Below are 21,391 nucleotides of genomic sequence, written 5' to 3'. Positions count from 1 at the left end.
TGTTTATCGCCCGGTCCGGCGGCAATAAATTTCGGGTATTCGGATTGCGGTGAAATTGGATTTCTTCCACCCGCCGGATCTTGCATCAACATACCGCTTTGATACGATACCAAATACCAATGACCCCGATCTTTTTTGGGATCCGCTATTATGTTTCGTTTCCTTTATTGCGTTCGATCAAAAATACGAGAGGCTCCGATTGAATCGTTAAGTATCCTTTGCTGATAAGCCGTTCGCATTCATTGCAGAATGCATGCTCTGGGCGGTGAGGCTCAGGCCAGAACGGCCGGCTTGAGTATTTCCTCGCACCATTGTCGAAAACGTGTCGGCGTGCTGAACTCGGGGTTGCGCGGTACGTCGTTGTAGATCCCTTTGTCGACCGCAGCCGCCATGTTGATCAACCCCTGCGCCCACGCATCGGACATCCCGTGCTGCATCAATGCGGCCTTGTAGTCCTCACCAGAGACCTGCTGAAAGCGAATCGCCCTCCCCAGCACCTCGGACATGATCTGAGCCATGTCGTTGAAGGACAGCTCCTCGGGGCCGCATACCGGTATGTTCTGTTGTCCGCTCCAGGAGGGATCGATCAGCAGATTCGCGGCAACGGCGGCGATGTCGCGGGTTGCGCAGTGCGGGACCTTGCGATCCCCGGACATCGGATGGAAGAACACGCCTTGACGTTTGATCGACTCGACTTGCATGAGCATATTTTCCATAAACCCCGGCATGCACAATGAGCGGTAGCTCACGCCCGTGCTCTCGATCAGATCGTCCATGGCGAATATTGCGGAGATCTGTCCGGCGTTTTTGGCTGTCGCGCGGCCCAGGCTCGAGATACCGACCACGCGCTTAATGCCATGGGTATGGATAGCTTCGCACAGCGGCTTAACAAAGCCCAGAATATGGTCTTGGATGCTCTTCGCATGGGGTTTAGGGGGTACCAGCCAAAATACGGTGTCAGCGCCTGCGAACGCCTTGATGACAACATCGATATCGTCATGCGACCCCTGTATAACTTCGACGCGATCGCGCACACGTGTGGACAAACGGGAGGGATCGCGTGCGATCACACGGATTGACTCTGCACGATCCAGCACCATGTCGAGGACTTGGCGGCCGATCTGGCCAGTAGGAGCGGTAATGACCATCATGAAACCATTCATCCTTTCTTGCAGCTTAAAAGGCTGGCAATCGTTGACCGACACAAAATACACAGTGTTGTTTAAACAGCATTTTCGCGTAAACTATACGGTAGAATGAATGATAAGCGGTTTGGGCGTTTTGAGCAATCAGCAAATGATCGTAATCGTTGTGTAGACAACATCTACGTGTCTTTGTTGTTTGCTTGGGAATCCCTGATTTGAGGAGTGACGTTGAAAATGCCGGTCAATCAAAACGATCCCCGTGTGAAACGCACGCGTCAGTTGTTATTGCAGTCCTTTATGGAGCTGCTTGAACAAAAGAAGAACATTTACTCTATCTCCGTGCAGGACATTACCGATCGAGCCACTGTAAACCGAGCCACATTTTATGCACATTTCGAAGATAAATATGCTTTCCTTGAATGTTGGATGAGAGAAAAATTCCAACGGAAATTGGAGGAGGCGCTGCCTAATTCTTCAATATCGAATATGAGCAGCTTGCGAATCCTCATTCTAACGGTTTTTGATTTTCTTGCCCTTACCAGACAGTACATGATTCGGACTCCGGAGAACAGTCAGTTTGAACCGCTGTTTGAAATCGCGATGCAAAAAGAGCTTTATCAGCTCCTGGTCGCTTGGCTCAGCAAAGAGTCGAAAGCTTCCGTTTCGCAAGAGATGGTGGAAACCACGGCCCTCGTCATTAGTTGGGGCATACTGGGAACAGCTATACAGTGGAGTCGGGGTCCTCAACTGCGCACGGCCGAAGCGATGGTGCGAGACGTGCTGGTGGTTGTGGCGGCGGGATTGGCACCAGTACTTGACTAAAAGTAAATAAACATTTATTATTTTGAGGTAAAAGTGAACGGATATCCTCTATTAATCTAAATTTATTTAATAGACTGCCATTAATTTAGTACAATTTTATTTACTTTATCGCAAAAATGCAGGCTGCACCATAAGGAGGGATGGCATGACAACCCCATTCACATTCGGGATCTATCCGCTCAGCCCGGCCGGCTCGCCGACGGGACTCGCCCTCGGACCGGAGGACGATTACGGCAAAATCCGGGCGGCGCTTCAGGAGCTGCGCGGGAACAAGACGCTGCATCCGCGCATGTATGTGGTCGATATGGGAACCGAGATGGAAGCCCGTACGTTGGCCGCCGCGGAGCGATATGCCGCAAACGGCCTGCTGGGCAATTGGGCGATCGGAAACCTGCACCCGTCCGAGCTCGATATGGACGGCTGGCTTCGTTTTGTCCGCACCATCGTCGGCCGTTACGGTTCCCGGCTCGCGTCGCTGCAGATCACGAACGAACCGAACCTGTCGTTTATGGAAGGCTCGAAGCCGAATATCGCCCTGGCCCTGGTCGAGGGCGTAAAAACGGCCAAGCAGGAGGCGCTGAAGCTCGGACTGCGGCTGCCCGTCGGCTTCGGTTCGGTGCCGGACGGTCCGGCGGCGGTTCCCGGCTTCTGGGAAAGCCTGGCGCGGACCGGAGGCAAACCGTTTGCGGAGGCGGTCGATTTTGTAGGGCATAATTTCTATCCGGATGTGTTCGAGGCTGCGCTTGAACCGTCCGAAATTCCAGCGTCGGTCGAGCGCACGCTGCGCGAGCTGCGGGAGAAGCATCTGGCCGCCGCAGGGCTGCCCGCTTCCGTGCCGATCCGGGTGGCCGAGAACGGCTGGCCGACGGGCATCAATCCGTTCGACAACCGCGTGCGGACCTGCGAGCGTCAGGCGGAGGTGCTGGAGACGGTGATCCGCACCGTTCACGGGCTGCGCGAGGAGCTGAACATCACCCATTACGTTCTGTTCGATCTCCGGGATGCGGACAGCTCCAAAGAGGATCCTTTCCACCAATTCGGCATCATGCGGGACGACTACACGCCGAAGCCGGCGTATTTTACGTTCAAACAACTAATAAAGGAGCTCGGCGATTAAGCCGGGCTCCTTCTTCTTTAATCGATGACGCGGTGCCGGTACCACTTCTTCCCGTAGAAGCGCCGCAGAAAAATCGCGCCGCGCACGCCCCACTCGCAGTTCATCGCCAGCCAGACGCCGACGATGCCGAAGTGCAGCACGATGCCCAGGATATACCCGAGCACGATCCGGAACAGCCACATCGACAGCATGGAGACGATCGACGTGAATTTCGAATCGCCCGCCGCCCGAAGCGCCGAAGGCATCAGGAAGCTGAACGACCAGAACGGGATTTGCAGGATCGAGGTCAGAATCACAATCTTGAAAATGTCGGGCACGATCGCTTCCGGCGGGTGAAACAGGCTGACAATCGGATGGAACAGGGGCACGACGATCATCCCCATCAGCAGGCAGGCGCAGGCCGACAGCCCGAGAAACGTTTTCGTAAATTTCCGCGCATCCTCAACGTTTCGCCGCCCCATGCACTGTCCGACCACCGTCACCGTCGTCAGCGCCAGCGCATTGGCCGGGATTTGCAGCACGCCGGCGATCGAGCCGCAGATGGCGTTGGTCGCAATCGCGTACGTGCCAAGACTGACGATAAACACCTGCGTCAGCATTTTGCCGCCGTTGAAGAACAGCTGCTCCGCCGCAAACGGAATCCCGACGAGCAGAATGCGTTTGATCATGGCAACGTTCAATTTCAGCAGGTCCTGCAGCTGCACGTGCAGGTTCGTATCCATCTTCATCAAGTAAAACAGCGCGCAGACGGCCGCTCCGTAACGGGCGATATTGACGGAGAGCGCCATGCCGACGACCCCCATGTGCAGGAGGTTAATGAACAGCACGTTAAGCAGCACGTACGAGAAATTCATGATCATGGACAGCGCCAGCGACGCCCGCGTTCTCCCGATCCCTCTCAGCGCCCCGCACACCGCTTCCGTCAGCGCGATCCCCATGTAGGAGAGGCTGCTTCCGACCAAATACGTTTTGGCATTGCTGAACACGTCCGCCGAAGCCGAACCGAACAGCGCGGTCAGCGTCAAATTGTGAAATATGCCGATAAAGACACACAGCAGAAGCGCCAGCAGCGACACCGAGGTGACGGCGCTGGCAGCCGCTCTGGAGACCATCAGGTCGTTGCCGCTGCCCTTGTACTGCGCGACGACGACCGTTCCCCCTGTGGATACGGCAATAAAGACGCTGATCAAAAAAATATTCAGCGAATCGACCATATTGACTGCGCTGACCGCCGCCACGCCCGACGAGCTGATCATGGCGGTATTGAGCATGTTCAGACCGATAATGAACGCCTGATCGACGAGAATCGGCACGAAAAGAGACACGATTTGCCGATAATCGATCGATTCCCCCGTCAAATATTTGTCGAGGAAGGCCTGCTTTCGGGTTCTGAAATTGAGCTGAAGCACGTCATCACATTCTTTTTGGCGGATTCGTGAAACCTTGCTTGCTATTGAAAAAACTCTTCGCAAAGAAGAGCTTTGTTTACCCAACGTATGAGACCGGCCGTTCCAATCGCGAACGCAAACGCGTGAGAGACGAGCCGGGTTGCATGTCAATTACACAAAATGGATGTTCAATCGTCGCTTATCCCTGATTGATACTAACACCGGGCCGGAAGTCTGTCAACGGAGGATATCGCGTCTTTCGTTCTGCGCGTCGACAGCCTGCCGGCCCCCCGTCCGCGCCGGCGTCACCCGTCCGAGAAGGAGCGCAGACGCCGGAGCGCCGGGAACAAGTACATCCACAAGCCGGCGACGGCTATCGTTCCGAGGCCGCCGATGAAGGCGGCGGGGACGGCCCCGAGCAAACCGGCCACCATGCCGGATTCGAACTCGCCGAGCTGGTTCGACGTGCCGACGAACAGCGAATTGACGGCGCTCACCCGCCCGCGCATCTCGTTGGGCGTGTTCATCTGCACGAGCGTCGACCGGATGACAACGCTGATTACGTCCGATGCGCCGGTGAGGAACAGCGCCACAAGCGACAGCACCATGCTTTTCGACAAGGCGAAAACGATGGTCGCCAAGCCGAAGACGCCCAGGGCACCGAATAGGATCGGTCCAAGCCTGTACCGGAGCTGATATTTCGCCAGCACGAGCGACATCAGGAGCGCCCCTACCGCCGGCGCCGTCCGCAGCAGACCGAGACCCCACGGCCCCGTATGCAAAATATCTTTTGCAAAGATCGGCAGCAGCGCCGTCGCGCCGCCCAGCAGCACAGCGAACAGATCGAGCGAGATCGTGCCCAGGATTACTTTCCGGCGGAACACGAACTCGAGCCCCGAGAAAATCGAACGAATCACCTGCTGCTCCGAACTGCGGGCGCCCCGCACCATGCGGATGGAAAAGATCAGGATCCCGGCGAACAGCAGCGCCGCCGCCGACGTCAAATACACGAGCTCCGGTCCGAACGAGAACAGCAGGCCGCCGAGGGACGGTCCGAGGATGGATGCCGTCTGGCCGGCCGACGCGGACCAGGCCGACGCCTGCGGGATCATTTCCTTCGGCACCAGCTCCGGCACGAGCGCTGCGAGCGTCGGCGTCTCGAACGCGCGGCAGGCGCCGATCACGGCCGCCGCCAGCAAAATCTGGTCGCGCCCGAGCCATCCGGCATGGTTGCCGGCGGCCAGAAACACCGCGACAGCGCCTTCGAACAGCTGGCACAGGAAGACGATTTTCCGGCGGTCGAACCGGTCGGCGGCATGTCCGACCAGCAGCGTCAGCAGCACCATCGGCAGGAACTGGGCGAGTCCGACAAGCCCCAGGCTGAAGGCATCGTCCGTTATCGCGTACATGTGCCATCCGATCGCGACGGAAAGCATTTGAAACGAGGTCGTGGACAAAATACGTGCTGCCCATGCTTTTGCGAAAGACGGCTGCCGCAGCATCGGCGGGTTCGTTTGCTCCAAAATCAGTCACGACCTTTCCATTTTCGACAGAGAACCTGTCCGTTCGCCTATCAAATCTATTAATATATAGAATAGTCCGATCTGCGAGAAAAAGGAAGCTTTCTGCCGTTTTTTGACAGCTATTTATCGATTGGTCCCGGCGTCATTCTCGGCTTGCATGTGTTCGACAGGGAAAGGAAATATCGGGCGCGCGCAAGCTGCAAAAAATGACATCCGGATCCCTGCTCACAATTCGCCGCGAATCTGGTATACTAGTATCACATAAATACATACGCTTTCATTTGATCACGGAGGAGAGCTTGAAATGAACAATCCCGTAAAACCTAAAGAGCCGCTAGTGACGCATATTTATACCGCCGACCCGTCCGCGCACGTATTTGAAGGCAAAATTTATATTTACCCTTCTCACGACCTCGACCACGACGGGCCTTCGAACGACAACGGCGACCAGTACGCGATGGAAGACTATCATGTGCTGTCACTGGACAATTTCCAGTCGCCGTGCGTCGATCACGGCGAGGCGCTCCACCTGAGAGATATTCCGTGGGCGAAGCAGCAGCTGTGGGCGCCGGACGCAGCGTTCAAGAACAACACCTATTATTTGTACTTCCCGGCCAAAGACAAGGACGATATTTTCCGGATCGGCGTCGCCACGAGCCCGTCGCCTGCCGGTCCGTTCAAGCCGCAGGACAGCTACATCCCGGGAAGCTTCAGCATCGACCCCGCCGTTCTGGTGGACGACGACAACCGGGCTTATGTTTATTTTGGCGGCCTCTGGGGCGGTCAACTGGAGAAATGGCAGACGGGAACGTACCAGCCTGACGCGGCCGGACCTTCCGGCAATGAGCCCGCCCTCGGCCCGCAGGTGGCCGAGCTGAACGACGACATGCTGACGTTCAAAAGCGCGCCGCAGGAAATTTCGATCGTCGACGAGAACGGCAGCCCGATCACGGCCGGCGACGAGGACCGGAGATATTTTGAAGGCCCGTGGGTGCACAAGTACAACGGCTACTACTACCTGTCCTATTCGACCGGCACCACCCACTGCCTCGTGTACGCGATGAGCAAAAATCCGATGGGGCCGTATGAATTCAAAGGCACCATCCTTACGCCCGTCATCGGCTGGACGACCCACCATTCCATCGTCCAGTTCGAAGACAAATGGTACCTGTTCTACCACGACAGCTCCCTGTCCGGCGGCGTCAACCACAAGCGCTCCGTCAAATACACCGAGCTGAAGTATAACGAGGACGGCACGATTCAAACGATCGATCCGTACAAATGAGCATAAGGAAAGAGGCAGGTTCGTTCGGGCGAGCCTGCCTCTTTGCTATGCTTTAAGGATGCTATTTCACCGCTCCGATATACCGCTTGAGGCTGTCTTCCACGCATTCCGCAATCAGTTGAAAGAACGGCTCCAATCGGCCTATGGCGATGGCCTCTTCAAGCGTTTCGTAATAATGCAATCGCGCCTCATCCTCCGCTTTGACGATTGCCGGCGGAAAACCGCGGCTCATCAGGATCAGATTCAGGATCAGCCGCGCCGTCCGTCCATTTCCATCCGCAAAAGGGTGAATATAAACAAACTGAAAGTGAAGCCGCGCGGCAAGTTCAACAGGATGCAGCCGATCTTTTTTCTCCAGATACCAATCGATCAAATTTTCCATTTGTTCCTGAACAACCGTAAAATGCGGTGGTGTATGGCTCGACCCGGATATACCAACATTTACGGTCCGATAGCGCCCTGCATTCTCGTCATCAATATTTCGAAGCACCAACTGGTGGATGGATTTTACCACATACTCAGACAACTCGATCTTGCGGTCGACAATATCTTGAACATACAAAATCGCTTCGGCATGGTTGATGACTTCGAAATGCTCCCTTAGCTTTTTACCGCCGATGGTAAGCCCATCTTCCAGGACCAGCTTCGTTTCCAGCAATGTGAGCGTATTTCCTTCTATCGCATTGGAATTGTACGTCCACTCCACGCGATAGATTTCATTTAAATTCCGGACGGCAGCTGCCGGCAGCGGCCGAAGCAAATCCAGTTCGTTTTTCAGCTTGTCGATCTGCTCGAAATGCATAGCCGCCCCCCTAATCCCAGCCTATTATTCAATTCTATCACATTGAAAACCGATTTAGACGGGGACTAAACTATGCCGACTCGTCAAAATGGCTCTAGCGCTCTGAGTATTTGGTTTCAAGCAGTTCCCTTACTTCCTCCGATGACATGAAATTAAATGCAACTTCCCCGTCTTAAGCTTCGGAATAGTCGGGACACCGGGATTCGAACGGTTGTTGTTTATTTATCGTAAGGGTCATCTTAATGGATAAAACCGGTCTGCCCCTTCGCAATCGTTTCTTAATGGACTCGACAGCAGTATAATTGAAGGGCTGGTAAATAACTGTATGTTCATAAATGGACTCCGTAATATATTCGCTATGAGAATAAAACTTGACCGTAACCTTACCCGGTTTTTGAATAACAAGTGGCAGCCAGGATTTCGGTCTGGCCTGAAGCCACTGCCATTCCGCATCCGGCGCCGGCACCATGAGTGCTTCATCGGTTCCAGTTGGATCCTTCTCAATTATGCGATGATTCCCCCAGTTTACCCCGTGCCATAAAGCGCCAAATTCCGCTGCTTCGCGCGCAAATAGAGAGGCGCTGAGATAGGACCATGGAGAACCGTCGCCGTCGATAGCATCCATAAGATTCTCGAGTGCAAGCTCCGGTTTTTTATAGAAAAAGTTATTTTCGGCAGAATAATGATCCAGGTGATGTGCTGCTACAGCAGGGTAAGCGAAAATTCTCCCGTTACCATTTCCATTTGTCCGATAAAGGTATGCTTTAAGAACGAAACCTTCCTTCAGTTTTAATGAAGAAAACAGTTTCAGCAAATTCACCGGTTCAAAATTTATGAAGGTCCATTTTTGCTCCTCCAGCAGCATATCGTTAACCGGCTCACAGATTCTCTCCGCTTTCCTTCTCAGTTGATTGATTTTTTTAACGGAAAACTTGTTATGCATCGATAATCGTCCTCCAACTGAGTTTGGGCTAGGTAACCGGTCTACTTCGAACCAATTCAAAATATAACCAGGACAATGAGATTCCGGGCAATCTTTCCAACCCTCCAAATCGATCCCCACTACAAACGGGCTTCTTTCAAATCCGGGACATCCCCGGCTTCATAGCCATCCATTTAATAGATCCAGCCGTCCCTGCAGCTAACTGATTTTAGCACAAAAGTCCCCAATCCGGCGCGACAAATTGCTTCCGGTGCATGAATAAAGCATACAAGGTCGCATATACGCCTGCCTGTCGGCTAATGTACGTTTCCCTCCATCGGCTAAAGAAAAAACTGGCATCGGTTGAATACCGGTGCCAGCCGCTGATAAAGCTTGTTCTGTCCCAAATATATTCGTTTATTTACTTCACTTAAAACACGGCTCCGGTCCGAACTCCTATCTTGACCCACGTCGACGTCCTGTACCCGGTACAAAGACTATCCCTGGATATGGTCCGCATAAAACCGGAGACGTACCCAACACAAGCTTGGTCCGCCCTCCGATGATTCATTGCAGCGAATCGCGCCAATCCGATGGTTCCGCCTTAGCCTACAGCCCGAGGTCCCGGACCGCGCGTCCGGCCGCCTTCAGATTGGGGAGGCGCATCTCCGCGTACTCGCGGGAAAGGACGATCCCGCCGGCTCCGGCCTCGAAGGCCCGGTGTACCGCCTTGTAGATCGTGTCCGGATTGGCGGGAAAATGGTCCGCGTTCCACAGCACGTCGAACCCGATGCCCGGGTAGACCGGCACCTTGCCGCCGACGTCCGTGACGATCCGCTTCGTCAGCCGGTAGACGTAGTCCTCCGTGAAGCCATTGGTGTCCATTTCGTCCAGCTTCGGCTCCTTGTTCTTGTCCAGGCCCATGATATCGTAAAAGCCCGAGAGCAGGTGCTCCAGCGGCAGCTCGCGCAGAAAAGAGCCGTGCACGCTGTCGAGCAGCCACCGGCGTACGCGCGGGGCGGCGATATCGTGATACGCGATCGGCTTAATAAAATCGCAGTAGCGGGCCAGTTCCGCGTATTCGAGCTCGGCGAGCTGGAACAGGTCGTAGGTGCTCTGCTGGTGGTCGATATGGACGCCGAACTGCGCGTCCGGGCGAATCGCCTTGACCAGTCCGTACAGCTTCTGCGTCAGCTCCTCCCGGGAGGTGTAGGCGTCGTATTCCCAGGCCAGCACCTCGGGATATTTGAGCAAAATCCGCACAAGCGTGACGAACGCGCCGTCGACCGGGTTCACCGTGTTCGATTTTAGGCCGGTGACGTACTCGTACAGCTGCAGGTACCCTTCCCTGGCTCTCTCCGGGTCGATTCCTTTGGCGCGCGCCCGAGCGCAGCAGTGCTCGCAGAAGCAGCTCGGCACCTCGCCGTGCAGCAGCACGCGGGAGAGCGGACCGGACCGTTCGGACCCGTACTGGAGGCCGTCGATCGGGTAGCTCTTGAACATGTCCTCTACCGTCGACAGCCAGAAGTTGACGTACTGCGGGTGATTGAAGCACGTATTCGGATAAATCCGGCCGTAGACGTCGATGGCCATTACCTTCGGCCAGTTGTCGATAAAATCGACGGACCTGCGCTGGTGAGGCTCGAGAATGCGCGCCAGCAGCTTCATCCCCCGCCTGCGCGTCGGCTCCAGCAAATCCGCCAGCACGTCGCGGTCGGCATATTCCTCCGTTTGCGGATCCCGCCTGTGGCGCAGATAAGTGCCGCCAAAATACCGCTCGTGGTGGTTGATCCAAACCTTCGTCACATTCCGCTCGCGCTCGTCGCGCACCGGCACGCCGTGATCCGGCGCGAGCGCCTTCGCCGACCGGCCGTGCGCCCCGTAATAGCTGTGCGTCGCCACGATGACGGCGTTCACGCCGCCGTGCTCCTGAATCAGGTCGAGGCAGTGGTCCGCCCCCTCGTCGTACACGCTGGCGGGACCAAGCTGGATCCCGATAAAACGATTGGACAATTCGTGCCGCCTCCTTCTTGCGTCAGGTTTCTTCGCTTGCGTCCGCCGGCAGACCGAGCAGCCGGGCGGGCGTCCGCTTCATCATTCCATTAATCTCCTCCTGTGTCAGACCGTGTTCGGCCATGTAACGCGCCGTCTCCGTCATCATCTCCGTCCAGCTCGGCAGCTCCGGCTGGCCGCCGTCGGTCGCGAGCACGGTCGATTCGCAGCCGAGCTCCCGGATCGCCCGCAGATTGACGCCCAGGTTGGACACGTATCCGCCTCTTCGGTCGGGCTGGGCGCAGACGCGCTCGAACAACACGCCGTAGCTTTCCGCGATTTTTCGCTGGTCCGCCAGCGACATGCCGACCGCGTACGATTCGGGATGCGTGACGACGATCTTGTTTACGCCAAGCGACCGGGCCGCGTCCACAACGGCGAAAATATCCTCCGGCGACAAGTGACCGGTGCCGAGAATGGCGTCGCGCTCGGCAACCAGCTTCAGCACGTCCCGGAGCGGCGGAACGATCCGCCCGCCGGCGGTTACCTCCACGCCGCCGCTCTTACCCTCAAGCCGCAGGTGCGCGGCCGAATAGACCGTCGGCAGCCAGACCGTGCTGGCGCCGAGCCGCAGCGCGGTTTCCACCGCATGCGGATTAAGCCCGCCGACCGGCGGATTGAGCGTGATGCTGCCGAACAGGCGCACGCCGGGCACCTGCAGACCGGCGAGGCACGCCCGGTCCATCGTCGGCACGACGTGCGACTTGATGACGACGGCCCCCGCGCCAAGCTCCGCAGCCTGCGCCGCCAGCTGCACGTCGTCATGGGCGCGTGCCCGCACGTCCGGTCCCGAATGGACGTGCAGGTCGATGGCGCCCCGAAGATCGGGACGTCGACGAAACCCGGCCGGCATCACGCAGGCTGGCCGTCGCGGCCGAGCTTGCCGATGTCGAAGCGGTCCTTCAGCTCCTCCACGCTCATGCTGCCGGTGAAAAATTCGCTCGCCGACGTCAGATAGCGATAGCCCGTATGCAAAATATGCGCATAGCTGCTGCGCGGCTCGGCCGCCATCGCTTCACGGACCTCCGCTTCCGTAACGTCCGGGAGCTCCGAGCGAAGGCGGACGGCGAGCTTGGTCGCCGGCTCCGATTCGTCGTAGAATTCGGCGCGGACGAGGTAGCGGTCGACCTTATCCCGCACGGGGCGGAAGATCGCGTCCGCGTACCGCTCAACCTCCAGCGTAAACCGCTGCCGCCGCTGCTCGATCCGTTCGAACCAGGCGTCGAGGTCGCCGGCGGTCTCCTCCGGGCGGTGCATCGGCAGCAGCGAATTTTGCATCAGCATGCGGTTCAGCTCGCGCGTACCCGCCACGTCGAAGCGCTCGTGCCCGGGGATGCTCTCCATCCCCTCCTCGAACACGGCTGCCGGGTAAAGGCCATCCCGCTCATTCGCGTAATAACGCTTGTAGATGAACGCGTCGTTGTAGACGCTGCACTCCGACGGCGAGTAATCGATCGCTTCGGCGTGGCGCAGCGTAGAGCTGTCGAACGAGCTGAACACCGGCTTCATGCAGCGGTCCGCCGCCCGGTGGCACAGCCAACCGAGCACGTAGACGAGCTTGCGCTGCTGCGCCTCGTCGAAGCGTCCTTCGCGATAAGCGTCCCGCAGCTCCCCCATCAGGGGGGCGGTGAATTTGTCGCCGTAGCGGGTGACGCTCGCCAGCCGGGCCAAATTCGTGTACTTGCGGCCCGCTTCCTTGAACGTCGAACAAATGTCGGGCGATACCGCCATGAAATGAAAGCAATCTTCCATGGAGGAAAAATGCGTAATATTTTCGGACAATCGTCTCGCTCCTTCCGGATGACTTATTAACGAAGCCGGTCCGCGTGGTTACCCCGTTTTCTCCGCAAAAAACGTCTGTGCCTCCTGCAGCCGCCGGTACCCGTTCCGGACGCTCCGCGCGTACAGGCTCGCCGGCTCGGCCGCCAGCGCGGCTTCGAGTTCGCCGGCAGCGGCCGCTTCTCCTCGGCGCAGCCGCTCGATCAGCGCGAGCAGCGCGTCGCCACGCGCGTAGAAGGGCCCGCCGGCCGGCGGCTCGGCCAGCCGCTCCAGCTCCGGATCGGCCACAACCGCCGCGAAAGCGTCCAGCTCCGGATCGGCGCTGCTCTCCCAGCGGCTCATCAGCTCGATCCATTCGTCGACGATCGCCGTATTGGCGACGAACGTATGCAGCTCGATCGTGTTGCGCTGGCGCATAGCCTTCAGCAGCGCGCGGACGGAAGCGGCCTCCGGGCCGGGGGCGTCCCCTTTGATATAGTGGAGCCGGTACAGCAGCGCGTCGCCGTATACCCGCTTGTCGCCAAGCGCCTCGGCCGGGTCGCCGATGCCGCCCCAAGCCGCCAGGCCCAGCGCCAGCGCCAGCTTCGCCTGCAGCCGCTCGTCCTCCGCGCCGGAGCGCGCCGCCTCCCTGCAGCGGCGCAGCAGCTCGCGTTCCGTCTCGCCCCGGGCGCCCGAGGCGCCGGCCATCAACGCAAAATGCCGCTCCCGCCGCGCCGCCTCCTTGAATGCGGAGCCGATCGAATTGTCGGTCTCCAGCAGCAGCAGACAGTCGCTCAGCGCCTCCAGCCGGACTATCGAACCGTTGATCACGTTGCATTCCTCCTTCGCCGAGCTCTTATTTCGGCATCTTCTGGTACAGCTCGTTCGTTTCCTCGATGACCTGGTCGCCGCCGGAGCTGCGCCATTTCTTCATCTCGGCATCCCAGCCCGCCTCGTCGATTTCGCCGATAATAAACTTCACGCGGGCGTCCTGCAAAATCTGATCCAGCTCCGTGCCGCGTTCCGCCTGCGTCTTGGAGATCAGGTTGGCGGCCGGATTCGTCACGACCTTGTCGTTCATCTCCTGCTTGGCCGAGATCCACAGCTGATCGATCGGATTGCGCTCGCCCGGAATCGACGCCTGCAAGCTGTCGACGACGGCCAGCTCGTTGCGCCGGTTGTTGACGACCGCGTTATTCGCCGCCTGCTCGGGGCTGACGGTCGCTTTGCCGTCCTTCAGCGTGTAATGCGTTCCTTCGATGCCCCAGGTGAACAGCGTCTGCATCTCCGGCGCCGACAGCTTGTCGAAGAAGCCCAGCACCTGCTTCAGCTCCGCCTCGTCCTTGATGGCCGATTTCGGGAAGAAGAAGTTGCCCGTATAGCCGTTCGACATCAGCACGCGCTCCGTGCCGTCCTTGCTTTTCATTTTGACGAACGTCGTGTACTTCGCCTTCGGATCCACTTTGTCGGCATTCAGGCCGACGATCATGTCCGGGTCGCCGATCAAGAGGCCGCCCTGTCCCTTGTTCAGGAGGTCGTGCGCCTGCGAGCGGCTCTGCAGCGAAAACTCCTTGTTCATCAGTCCTTCCTGATAAAGCTTGCGGTAAAACTTCAACGCTTCCAGGTAGCCCGGATTGAACTGTGCCGGGGACAGCTTGCCGTCCTTCAGCTCCCAGCCGTTCGGCGCGTCGAACAGCGCCTGCACGAAGCCGAAGCCGCGCAGCGTGCTCTCGTCGACCAGGCCGATCGTATCGTTCTTGCCGTCCTTGTCCGGATCGTCCAGCGTGAACGCCTTGATCACGTTATACAGCTCGTCGATCGTGGTCGGCTGCTTCAGGCCGAGATTATCCAGCCAGTCCTGGCGCAAAATGACGCCGTCGCCGATCAGAGGGCGCGAGCGGGGCAGGCTGTACAGCTTGCCGTCGATTTTGACGCCGTCCAGCACCTGCGGGTCCAAATACTTTTTCAAATTCGGGAACTCGTCGATGTACGGCCCGATTTCCCAGAAGACGCCCGAACGGACGGCGTTCATCAGCGTCGTCGACTTGTTCTCGAAGACGATCAGCGCTTTGGGCATGTCGCCAGAGGCGATGATGGCGTTGATTTTCTCGTTGACATTGCCGCCCGGAATCCATGTCATCTTCAAATCGGTGCCGGTAAAATCCCTGATTTTCTGCACGAACGGATCGTCCTCCGCCGGCGGCTGGTTCTGGCTGAACTGATCGACCATCGTCATGACAAAAGGCTTCTTCGCCGCCTCCGAGCTTGCTCCCGGACTGGTGCCGCCGCTGCCGGTGCTTTCGCCGCCCCCGCCCTTCGCGCAGGCTGCCAGCATCGCGGAAATCAGCACGGCCGCGAGCGCAGCCAACCCTTTTCTTGCCGTCCACTTCCTGCCGACTTGCTGCTTCACCATAGTAAACCCCCCTGTTCCTTCTCGGAAATTGGCCGGCCATCCCGGTCGGCATCCCCATTCTAGGCAGCCCCGGCGAATACCGTCTATAATCACTTGAGTCCATCGCCCGGCGGCTGCGCGCGATAATCCGTGCGGACCGCGGAATGCTCATTGCGGCGAATTACCCGGTATAGCCGCTAATCATCGCCGGATTTCTTTTTTTTCGATATTCGCCCGGGGTCACGCCCTCCATCCGCCGGAAGTAACGGATGAAGTTCTGCGAATTGTTATACTGCAGCCGTTCCGCGATGTCCGCGATTCGAAGATCGGTTTCCAGCAGCAGCTCGCGGGCCTTCTGCAGCCGGTACATGGACAGGTAGTCACTGAAATTGGTGTCGAGCTCCTTCCTCAGCACGCGCTTCAGGTAGCTCGGATGGACGCCCAGCCGGTCCGCGCACAGCTCCAGGCTGAGACTGGTGTCATACTCGGCGCGGACCATTGCGGCGAGCTCCTCGGCGACCTTCACGTATTTGATCTCCCGGCGATTCTTCAGCAGCTCCAAAATGTCGTCGATCACCTCGTTCAGGAACCATTTTCGCAGCTCCTCCGAATTCCGCAGGCTAAACAGCCGGGTGAAAATCGAGCTTTCGCCCTCGAGCAGATGCTTCGCGCTGATCCGCATGTCCTGCACAATCTTCAGCAGATCAAGCAAAATCCGGGCCAGGTACACCTGCTGCTCCCGGTAACTGACCGGCTGGGCCAGCAGCCAGTCGAGAAACTGGTTGAACTGCGCCTCGGCCGCCTCCTTGTCGCCGATATTGAGGGCGGCGATCAGCTCCGTTTCCACGTGCCTTGGGAACGCCGGCAGCATGTTGTCCTCCTCGTCAGGCTGGACATCCTTCAAGTAGAGAATGGATTCGTCCCCGTACTTGATCCGGTAGCCGAGCGCCTCCTGCGCTTCCTCGTACGCCCGGGACGTATCGACCAGACGGCGGTACGGCTTGCTGATGCCGATGCTGACCTGGACGCCCAAATACTGCCGGAGCGTCGCCTGGATATCCTCGCACATGGCATACATCGTCCGGCGGATTTCCTCCTCGTCCTCGTGCGCGTGTCCGATAACCGCCGCCTGGGAGGTGTTGAGCAGCACCGATGGAAATCGCGTTTTCGGCGCGATCAGCTCCCGCACGATATTGTTCAGCGCAAACATGAGCAGATCGCTGTCCTTCTCCTGAAAGCGGGTATTCGCCAGCGAATCGATGCGCGTCGTGAATACGGTGAGCATCCGCCAGTCTTCGGGAATCTGGAAGGACAGGCATTTCTCGCGCGCCTCCTCCGTGCCCAGCTCGCCCCGCAGCAGCCGCTGCAGGAAAAAATCCTTCAGCTGCGCCAGCTGGATGTTCAGCTGATCCTTCAGCTCGAACTGCGAATTGCGCATGCTTAAGAATTGCCGGCGGATCAGCTCCAGCTCGTCCCCGCGCCCGCCCAGGCCCGATTCGGCGGCAAACTCGTAAATTTGCGCGATCGGCCGGTACATTTTGCGGGAGCCGAGCAGCGCGAGAATGACGATGAACAGCAGCATGACGAGACAGATGACGAGCACGATCGAGCCGATCGCCCGCGAGTCCTTCGTAATCTGCCTGAACGGCGAGATCGACAGGTACGTCCAGTCGTTGTAGGATGAGCGGATGAAGGTGACGCCTACCTGCTCACCGCTTTCCTTTAGCGTTTTGAAACCGCTTTCTGTTTGCTGCATCCGAATATCCCGCAGCACGGCGTCACCAAGCGACGTCCCGGCCAGATGACCGGCGTCGGACCGGGCGATGACGCGGTTTTTCCTGTCTGTGATAAGGAACGTCCCGAGCTTCTCGCTGCCCGCGATCATGCCGCTTAGCGCCGACTCCGGAAAGACGACGATCGCGAGGCCGGTCGGATGGGTGGAGTACTGCGGAATTTTCTGCACCAGCAGCAGGCTGTTGTCGTCCTTCCCGCTGCGGTTCGCATCGGTGCTTGGGATATAACCCTCGTTCGGCACCCACGCCGAAGGCGAAGACAACCGGCTCAGCAGCTTATCGTATTTGCTCCGGTCGTCGATTTGGCCGAGATGATAGGTTCCTTCGCCGTCGATAACCCAGTCTTTGGCGAAATTAATGAGGTAGACCCGCCGCACGCCGTATTCATAGAAGCTCATCGACGAAACGGCGTTGTTGAGTCTCGTAAACAGCGGAAACTGCGCCGGCACGATCGGTGAATTCATCGCATTGAGCATTTCGGTGGAATTGACGTAATTCAGCATCGTGGTCTCGATCGATTTCAAAATCTGCTCCGTATGGTTCAGCGACTGCTGCAGCAGCAGCCGATTGCTCTCGAGCACCTTATCCTGAATGGCCGACGAGGCTTTATGATAGGAGAGCACGCCCTGGATGGCCACCGGGATCATCGCAAGCAGTAGACTGAAGGCCAGCAGCTTCAGAAAATACGGTCTTCTCTTCACATCCGATTCCTCCGTTCCTTAAGTTTTACCCTTTCACGGAACCCAGCAGCGCGCCTTTAGCGAAATGCTTTTGCAAGAACGGATAGACGACAAGAATGGGAAGCGTACTGGCGACAATCACGGCCATTTTGACGATTTGGGCGGGCGGTGCGGTGTTCGTGTCGTTGTACTGGGCATCCCCGAAGCCGCCTTCCGCGACGATGACGATCTGTCTCAGCCAAACCTGAACGGGCCACAGCTTGGAGTCGTTAATATACAGGACGGCCTGAAAATAGCTGTTCCAGTGCGTAACCGAATAGAACAGCGCGAACGTCGCCATGGCGGGCATCGACAAAGGCAATACAATTTTAAATAAGATGCCCAAATCCTTGCAACCGTCTATTTTCGCCGCTTCCTCCAGCTCGCCGGGAAGGCTCTGGAAGAAGCTTCTAAGCACGATGAGGTTGAACGGACTGATCAGTACCGGAATCATAAGCGACCACAGCGAGTTCAGCATCCCCATATCGCGGATGACCAGATACGTCGGAATCATCCCCCCGCTGAACAGCATCGTGAACAAAATGAGCAGCATGATCGGCTTCCGCCCGTCGAGGTCGCGCCGCGCCAGCGCATAGGCCATCGTCGACGTGAACAGCAGATTGAGCAGCGTTCCGAGCACCGTAATATAGATTGAGACCCCGATGCTTCGGACGATCAGATCGTTGCTGAAAATATACCGGTACCCTTCGAGCGAAAACTTGGTCGGGAACAGCACGAATGTCTTCTGCAGCAGCTCCTCTCTCGCCGTGAAGGACGCCGCGATGATGTAAAGGAACGGAATGACCGCGACGGTGGACACAAGCAGCAGCAGCGCCGCATTGATGCCGTCGAACAGCCGGCTTCCCCAGCGTTTGTCCTGCACCATCGGTCAGAAAACCCCCTCTTCGCCCGATTTTTTGGCAAGCTTGTTGGCCAGCAGGACGAGCACCAGCCCGACGACCGACTTGAACAGCCCGACCGCGGCGCTGTAGCTGAACTGCCCCTGCCGGATGCCGGTCATGTAGACGTACGTGTCGTACACGTCCCCGACCTCGCGGTTGGCCGAATTGACCATCAGGAAAATCTGCTCGAAGCTCGTATCGAGAAACTGGCCCAGCCGCAAAATGAACAAAATGATAATCGTCCCGCGGATGCCGGGCAGCGTCACGTGCCACATCTGCCGCCAGCGCCCCGCCCCGTCGAGCCGCGCCGACTCGTACAGGCTGACGTCCACGGCGGCCAGCGCCGCGAGGAAGATGATCGTTCCCCAGCCCGTCTCCTTCCAGATGACCTCGGCGGTAATCATCACCGGAAACCAGGCCTTGCTGAGCAGGAAATTAATCTTGTGAAAGCCGAGCTGCGCCAGCAGCTGGTTGAAGATGCCCTCCTCCGTGCTGAAGAAGATGTAGACCACACCGACGACGACGACCCACGAGACAAAATGCGGCACGTAAATCAGCGTTTGCAGAAACCGCTTGTACAGCCCGCTGCGCAGCTCGTTCAGCATGAGCGCGATCACGATCGGCAGCGGGAAGAAGAACACGATGTTCAGCACGGCGAGCACCGAGGTATTTCGCAGCAGCGTCCAGAACTGATCGTCGGTAAAAAACCGCCGGAAATGCTCGAAGCCGACCCACTCGCTGCCGCTGATCCCGAGAAAGGGCTGATAGTTCTGGAACGAAATGACGATCCCCCACATCGGCCAATATTTGAACAGCGCAAAGTAGAGCGCTCCCGGCAGCAGCAGCACATACAGCCACCGGTTCTTGATGATCCGACCCAGCCGTTCTGGCCTCGGGCGGCTGCCCGCCGCGGCCGTCCCGCCTCCGGACAGGGAATGGGCACCGGGCACAACCATTTTACTCAACAAACACGCCTCCCCTGACGCTTAGTTTCATCCAAGCATACGACGCGTGTTCGAGTGTAGTCTATAATCACTTCGGCCGCTCAGGCCGGCAGGCGGATAATGCGCAGGGACCTGCAATAATCATTAGGGACCGGAAGGCGCGGCGGGCGTTTGGGGGAACGATGGGTGGGAGTTTGGGGAACGAGGGAATAGGGTTGTTTTGTTGTAAGGGGCATTACAATGACGAATAATTCGTTTTAGCGGAAGCTGGCTAGCGGGATACAAGTCAATCGGATTAGCGCATGAATCGGGAAACTCGTAGACGCCGATAAGTTGACAAAGGGCCGAATATATAAAAAAGGAGCCTCCCAGGAAAAAGATCCTTTTATTCGTCCCTTTGGTTCTAGTTGAATGCCCGGTGAAGCATCTCAGAAGCCAATTAATGGGGAAAATAAGAGGTAAAAACACTAAATTAGAACAATCCGTCTCAAAGGCTCTTTGGAAAAATGGCTATAGATTTCGAAAAAATGTTCTTTCATTGTATGGAAAACCCGATATTGCAATTAAAAAGTATAAAGTAGTCATTTTCATTGACTCATGCTTCTGGCACGGTTGTAAAAGTCATTATAAGTTGCCGTCTAAAAATCCTGATTATTGGACAAAAAAAATAAGCCGCAACATCGAAAGAGACTTGGAAGTTACTCAATATTACGTTAATAATGAATGGGTGTTAATACGGGTCTGGGAGCATGATCTTAAAGCTAATTTTGTTTCGATTATCGATCAAATTTGCAAGACAGTTATGATGGCTAAACAACAGTCTGTCCAAAAAAGACTTTAGTAAAGGCACCGCGCATGCCGCCGTGCAATTCCGAGTCAAGCCCAATGAGGCTGTCAAATCAAGTTCAGCAACAAAACGAAAAAATAGAACCCGCATCTTGCGTTCTAGGTCCGGAATTCCATGGCATCTTCCGTTCATTCGGTCCATAGCTGATTGGATCGGATTTTTCTCGCCAAAGTGAAAAAAGAACAGGAATTCGTGCAGGTTGTGCTGCTACGATTTCCTTGTTCTTTTTCACAATCCTTCCGGGAAGGAGATGCCGTCATGCGATCTGAAGGAAGATCACTTTTTATGGGCATGCTCCGCATTCGCCCGATCCAGCATCGCTTTCCAATCGGGGAAATCCGTCTCCCGCGCTACATGACGGTCGAAGAGTTCGCCCACAATGTTGTTGATGTCTTCATCGGTTCTGACTTGAAAATTGCCTTTCTCTAAAAACTCTCCAAAACTGCTACAGCGGGTAAACTTGCTCATGAATGACTCGTTGAACAGCTGATCGAACGAATTCGGAGCCCGCCCATTTGTTTTCTGGTCTTTTAAATCCTGCAGCAGTTCATCAAACGACATTGGTTTTTGTTTTCTCAATCCAACACTCCTTAATCTGATTATTGATTTTCTTGCGGCTTGCTCGGTGAAAGCCGGGAAGTCCCGCTTTTGGAACTACTGTTAGCTGATGCTCCATCTCCACTTTTCGTGCCTTTGCTCTTATAGGGCTTAGGTGCGTTCTTTTTTCTATTGGCACTGGCCTGCCAGCGATTCCAGCCCTTTTTGTCCGTTCCCCTGCCAGTTCCGCCCTTGCCTTTTGCTTTACTCAAACTCATCACTCCATTATAGGGCTTTATTCACTTTCGAGCAATACGCAGCATCACATGCACCGTATGCGGGAGCATGTGGGTGTTGTTTGGGTTCTGTGTTAGTTGGTTAAGACCCTTGATATATAAGGGTTTTAACATTAGCGTATTGTTCGTTTTGTTTGCGTTTGATTG

At 56.7% G+C, this 21,391-nt stretch carries 19 protein-coding genes; 4 read left to right on the top strand and 15 right to left on the bottom strand.

The genetic code is table 11. The features are described 5' to 3' along the window. Positions 1-272: 272 nt before the first annotated feature. Positions 273-1,151 (bottom strand): NmrA family NAD(P)-binding protein, encoded by an 879-nt coding sequence (locus PD282_RS03765; RefSeq protein WP_274649048.1) that lies wholly within the window; start codon positions 1,149-1,151, stop codon positions 273-275. 228 nt (positions 1,152-1,379) lie between these two features. On the opposite strand from PD282_RS03765, the gene PD282_RS03760 reads away from it, so the two are divergent. Continuing rightward, positions 1,380-1,967: a TetR family transcriptional regulator gene (locus PD282_RS03760; RefSeq protein WP_274649047.1), complete on the top strand. Its 588-nt coding sequence runs from the start codon at positions 1,380-1,382 to the stop codon at positions 1,965-1,967. Positions 1,968-2,112: 145 nt separating this feature from the next. Beyond that, positions 2,113-3,084: a glycoside hydrolase 5 family protein gene (locus PD282_RS03755; RefSeq protein WP_274649046.1), complete on the top strand. Its 972-nt coding sequence runs from the start codon at positions 2,113-2,115 to the stop codon at positions 3,082-3,084. A gap of 17 nt (positions 3,085-3,101) precedes the next feature. Here PD282_RS03755 and PD282_RS03750 read toward each other — a convergent pair whose 3' ends face one another. Next, positions 3,102-4,493 (bottom strand): MATE family efflux transporter, encoded by a 1,392-nt coding sequence (locus PD282_RS03750; protein ID WP_274649045.1) that lies wholly within the window; start codon positions 4,491-4,493, stop codon positions 3,102-3,104. A gap of 284 nt (positions 4,494-4,777) precedes the next feature. Beyond that, the gene (locus PD282_RS03745) at positions 4,778-5,995 is read right to left on the bottom strand and encodes an MFS transporter (protein ID WP_274649044.1); all 1,218 of its coding nucleotides are present in this window, start codon (positions 5,993-5,995) and stop codon (positions 4,778-4,780) included. A 304-nt stretch (positions 5,996-6,299) separates the two neighbouring features. Here PD282_RS03745 and PD282_RS03740 point away from each other — a divergent pair, with 304 nt between their 5' ends. Beyond that, positions 6,300-7,280: a glycoside hydrolase family 43 protein gene (locus tag PD282_RS03740; protein ID WP_274649043.1), complete on the top strand. Its 981-nt coding sequence runs from the start codon at positions 6,300-6,302 to the stop codon at positions 7,278-7,280. A gap of 61 nt (positions 7,281-7,341) precedes the next feature. Here the strand turns inward: PD282_RS03740 and PD282_RS03735 are convergent, their stop codons facing one another. The 10 genes from PD282_RS03735 to PD282_RS03690 form a co-directional block, all read right to left on the bottom strand. Next, a complete protein-coding gene (locus PD282_RS03735; protein WP_274649042.1) occupies positions 7,342-8,082 on the bottom strand; it encodes a Fic family protein in 741 nt (246 codons plus the stop codon). Positions 8,083-8,254: 172 nt separating this feature from the next. After that, positions 8,255-9,025 carry a hypothetical protein gene (locus tag PD282_RS03730; RefSeq protein ID WP_274649041.1) on the bottom strand — a complete coding sequence of 257 codons (771 nt, stop codon included), beginning with the start codon at positions 9,023-9,025 and terminating at the stop codon, positions 8,255-8,257. Between the two features lie 588 nt (positions 9,026-9,613). Further along, a complete protein-coding gene (locus PD282_RS03725; protein ID WP_274649040.1) occupies positions 9,614-11,017 on the bottom strand; it encodes an alpha-amylase family protein in 1,404 nt (467 codons plus the stop codon). A gap of 22 nt (positions 11,018-11,039) precedes the next feature. Further along, complete coding sequence (locus PD282_RS03720; RefSeq protein WP_274649039.1) at positions 11,040-11,909, bottom strand: DUF6282 family protein; 870 nt, start codon at positions 11,907-11,909, stop codon at positions 11,040-11,042. Then, on the bottom strand, positions 11,909-12,838 hold the full coding sequence (locus PD282_RS03715) for a hypothetical protein (RefSeq protein ID WP_274649038.1): 930 nt from the start codon (positions 12,836-12,838) through the stop codon (positions 11,909-11,911). Before PD282_RS03715 ends, PD282_RS03720 begins: the two co-directional genes overlap by 1 nt. Positions 12,839-12,886: 48 nt before the next feature. Next, positions 12,887-13,645, bottom strand: a complete 759-nt coding sequence (locus PD282_RS03710) for a hypothetical protein (RefSeq protein ID WP_274649037.1) — start codon at positions 13,643-13,645, stop codon at positions 12,887-12,889. Between the two features lie 25 nt (positions 13,646-13,670). Further along, complete coding sequence (locus PD282_RS03705; protein ID WP_274649036.1) at positions 13,671-15,227, bottom strand: extracellular solute-binding protein; 1,557 nt, start codon at positions 15,225-15,227, stop codon at positions 13,671-13,673. A 160-nt stretch (positions 15,228-15,387) separates the two neighbouring features. Next, complete coding sequence (locus tag PD282_RS03700; RefSeq protein WP_274649035.1) at positions 15,388-17,700, bottom strand: response regulator transcription factor; 2,313 nt, start codon at positions 17,698-17,700, stop codon at positions 15,388-15,390. Positions 17,701-17,725: 25 nt separating this feature from the next. Next, on the bottom strand, positions 17,726-18,604 hold the full coding sequence (locus PD282_RS03695; RefSeq protein WP_274649034.1) for a carbohydrate ABC transporter permease: 879 nt from the start codon (positions 18,602-18,604) through the stop codon (positions 17,726-17,728). Positions 18,605-18,607: 3 nt separating this feature from the next. Then, positions 18,608-19,576, bottom strand: a complete 969-nt coding sequence (locus PD282_RS03690) for an ABC transporter permease (RefSeq protein ID WP_420832344.1) — start codon at positions 19,574-19,576, stop codon at positions 18,608-18,610. A gap of 406 nt (positions 19,577-19,982) precedes the next feature. Between PD282_RS03690 and PD282_RS03685 the strand changes: the two genes are divergently transcribed. Further along, the gene (locus PD282_RS03685; protein WP_274649032.1) at positions 19,983-20,405 is read left to right on the top strand and encodes a very short patch repair endonuclease; all 423 of its coding nucleotides are present in this window, start codon (positions 19,983-19,985) and stop codon (positions 20,403-20,405) included. A gap of 282 nt (positions 20,406-20,687) precedes the next feature. On the opposite strand, the gene PD282_RS03680 is transcribed toward PD282_RS03685, so the two are convergent. Next, positions 20,688-20,972: a hypothetical protein gene (locus PD282_RS03680; RefSeq protein ID WP_274655000.1), complete on the bottom strand. Its 285-nt coding sequence runs from the start codon at positions 20,970-20,972 to the stop codon at positions 20,688-20,690. Positions 20,973-21,010: 38 nt separating this feature from the next. After that, complete coding sequence (locus PD282_RS03675; protein WP_274649031.1) at positions 21,011-21,220, bottom strand: DUF3934 family protein; 210 nt, start codon at positions 21,218-21,220, stop codon at positions 21,011-21,013. Between the last annotated feature and the right edge of the window lie 171 nt (positions 21,221-21,391).

Source organism: Paenibacillus humicola (genome assembly GCF_028826105.1).
Lineage (GTDB): Bacteria > Bacillota > Bacilli > Paenibacillales > Paenibacillaceae > Paenibacillus_Z > Paenibacillus_Z humicola.
Note: the sequence above shows the minus strand (reverse complement) of the source record. Positions and strands in the feature narration are given on the sequence as shown.

Bases quoted from the DNA above. Each gene is read 5' to 3' on its own strand.
- PD282_RS03755 (WP_274649046.1), top strand. From the start codon at position 2,113: ATGACAACCCCATTCACATTCGGGATCTATCCGCTCAGCCCGGCCGGC.
- PD282_RS03735 (WP_274649042.1), bottom strand. From the start codon at position 8,082: ATGCATTTCGAGCAGATCGACAAGCTGAAAAACGAACTGGATTTGCTT.
- PD282_RS03705 (WP_274649036.1), bottom strand. From the start codon at position 15,227: ATGGTGAAGCAGCAAGTCGGCAGGAAGTGGACGGCAAGAAAAGGGTTG.
- PD282_RS03760 (WP_274649047.1), top strand. From the start codon at position 1,380: ATGCCGGTCAATCAAAACGATCCCCGTGTGAAACGCACGCGTCAGTTG.
- PD282_RS03740 (WP_274649043.1), top strand. From the start codon at position 6,300: ATGAACAATCCCGTAAAACCTAAAGAGCCGCTAGTGACGCATATTTAT.
- PD282_RS03765 (WP_274649048.1), bottom strand. From the start codon at position 1,151: ATGATGGTCATTACCGCTCCTACTGGCCAGATCGGCCGCCAAGTCCTC.
- PD282_RS03695 (WP_274649034.1), bottom strand. From the start codon at position 18,604: ATGGTGCAGGACAAACGCTGGGGAAGCCGGCTGTTCGACGGCATCAAT.
- PD282_RS03690 (WP_420832344.1), bottom strand. From the start codon at position 19,576: ATGGTTGTGCCCGGTGCCCATTCCCTGTCCGGAGGCGGGACGGCCGCG.
- PD282_RS03720 (WP_274649039.1), bottom strand. From the start codon at position 11,909: ATGCCGGCCGGGTTTCGTCGACGTCCCGATCTTCGGGGCGCCATCGAC.
- PD282_RS03730 (WP_274649041.1), bottom strand. From the start codon at position 9,025: ATGCATAACAAGTTTTCCGTTAAAAAAATCAATCAACTGAGAAGGAAA.
- PD282_RS03680 (WP_274655000.1), bottom strand. From the start codon at position 20,972: ATGTCGTTTGATGAACTGCTGCAGGATTTAAAAGACCAGAAAACAAAT.